This window comes from Streptomyces sp. NPDC045955 (assembly GCF_056430805.1).
Map to the genome: position 1 here is coordinate 1 of NZ_JBWKKY010000046.1, position 2195 is coordinate 2195.

Below are 2195 nucleotides of genomic sequence, written 5' to 3' on the forward strand. Positions count from 1 at the left end.
CGTGGTGAAGATCGGGTAGACGAACAGCACCAGCAGGTAGACGACGACGGGCAGCGCGTAGAGGATCCCGGCCCGGGTGCGGCGGGAGGCCAGGAGTTTGCGCGGGCGGGCGGGGGCGTTGGTGTGGGCGGTGAGGGTGGCGGCCATGGCTCACCCTGCCTGTTCGGTGGGGAAGAGGTTGACGTCGTCCGCATCGGCGGTGATCCCGACTCGCTCGCCGGTGACGGGGCCGCGGCCGGCCGGTACCTCCAGGCGCAGCAGCGGCGCCTGGCCGCCGTCGATGCGCACGCCGGCGCGGACCAGGGTGCCCACATAGGTGGCGCTCTCCACCGTGCCGGTACAGAAACCGTCGTCGGTGGCGCAGGCCCGCAGCCGGCCCGGCTGGACGGCGACCTTGACCGGGGTGCCGGAGGCCAGCTGGTGACGGCGTGCCTTGATCAGACCGCCACTGTTGTCGAGGCGGACCAGGGTGTGCTCGTCGGTGTGCTGCAGTACTTGGCCGGGCAGGAAGTTGGCCGCGCCGAGGAAGTCCGCCACGAACGGGGTCTTGGGGCGTTCGAACAGTTCCCGGGGGGTGTCGAACTGCTCGATCAGGCCGTTGCGCATCACCGCGATCCGGTCCGACATGACCAGCGCCTCTTCCTGATCGTGCGTCACATAGATGACGGTCAGGCCCAGTTCCTGCTGGATGGTCTTGATCTCGACCTGGAGCTGGTCACGCAGCTTCTTGTCCAGGGCACCGAGCGGTTCGTCCATGAGGATCACCGGCGGCCGGTAGACCAGCGCCCGGCACAACGCCACCCGCTGCTGCTGACCACCGGACAGCTCACGCGGCTTGCGGCCGCCGAACCCGGACAGGCCCGCGATCTCCAGCGTCTCCCCCACCCGGCGGCGGATCTCGTCCTTGCCCACCCCGCGCAGCGTGAGCGGGAAAGCGACGTTCTCGCTCACGGTCATGTGCGGGAACAGCAGGTACTGCTGGAAGACGAAACCCAGGTTGCGTTTCTGCGGCGCCAGGCGCGTGACGTCGCGGCCTCCGACGGTGATGGTGCCGGAGTCGGGTTCACAGAACCCGGCGATCATCATCAACGTCGTGGTCTTGCCCGACCCGGAGGCACCCAGGAAGGTGACGAACTCCCCGGCCGCGATCTCCATGGACGCCTCGTCGACCGCGACGACATCCCCATACGTCTTGCGCAATGCCACCACCGACAGCGCTTTACCCGTCGCGGTGGGCATCTTGCCACCGGCCGCCTTCACAGACGGTGCGGCGATACCGAATTCAGCCACGAGCCCACTCCAACCAGCGCTTGGTGACGGCCGCTTCGTTCTTCAGCCACCAGCCGATGTCCGCGTCGAAACCCTTGTCGTAGTACTTCGGCGCACCCGCCAGCGCGTTGCGCTCGGCCTCAGTGAGCTTTTCGTAAGCCACCGGAGAAGACGGATTCGACGGGAAAGCCTTCGCCAGCGCGGCCTGGTTCTCCGCACGCAGCGCGAAGTCCATCAACCGGTAGGCGTTGTCCGCATTCACCGCGCCCTTGGCGATGGCATAACCCGAGAACTGCCGGCGCATACCGTTCAGCTGCCGCTCCACCGGCACACCCTGCTTCTGCAGATCGGCGACCCTGCCGTCCCACACGGTCGACATCGTCACCTCCTGACGGCTCAGCAGCACACCCGGGAGCGGGCCACTGTCCCAGAACTTCTTGATGTCCGGCCGCAGCCGGGTCAGCACCTTGAACGCCCGGTCCACATCCAGCGGATACAGCTTGTCCATCGGCACACCATCAGCCAGCAGCGCGAACTCCAGCTCCGGCAGGTCACCATCCGGACTGACCATCGCACGGCCACCCCTGAACGCCTTGGTATCCCAGAAGTCCGCCCACGACTGCGGCTTCCTACCCCCGAACGCATCCGTGCGGTACGCGATGCACTGGCCGTAGAAACTGTGGCCGACGGCATGATCGGTGATCTGCGCCTTCGGGATCTTCGCGCTCTTCAGACTCTTCAGCCGCTCCAGGTCCAGCGCCTCCAGCGCGTCCTGCTTCACATACTTGAAGTGAGCCGACATCGAGTTGTTGATCAGATCACACTGCGGGCGGCCCTGCCTGATCTGCGCCAGCAGCGGAGCGTCATCCAGGTTGAGCACCTTCACAGCGATACCGGTCTCCTGCGTGAACGGCGTGTAGATCGCC

Annotated in this window: 2 protein-coding genes; both read right to left on the reverse strand. The window is 66.6% G+C overall.

Annotated elements, in window-relative coordinates:
* Nucleotides 1–150: 150 nt before the first annotated feature.
* The gene (locus AC07F0_RS39990) at nt 151–1290 is read right to left on the reverse strand and encodes an ABC transporter ATP-binding protein (RefSeq protein ID WP_478985254.1); all 1140 of its coding nucleotides are present in this window, start codon (nt 1288–1290) and stop codon (nt 151–153) included.
* On the reverse strand, nt 1283–2195 hold a 913-nt coding region (locus tag AC07F0_RS39995; protein WP_478985255.1), incomplete at its 5' end, for an ABC transporter substrate-binding protein. The genes AC07F0_RS39990 and AC07F0_RS39995, both read right to left, overlap by 8 nt.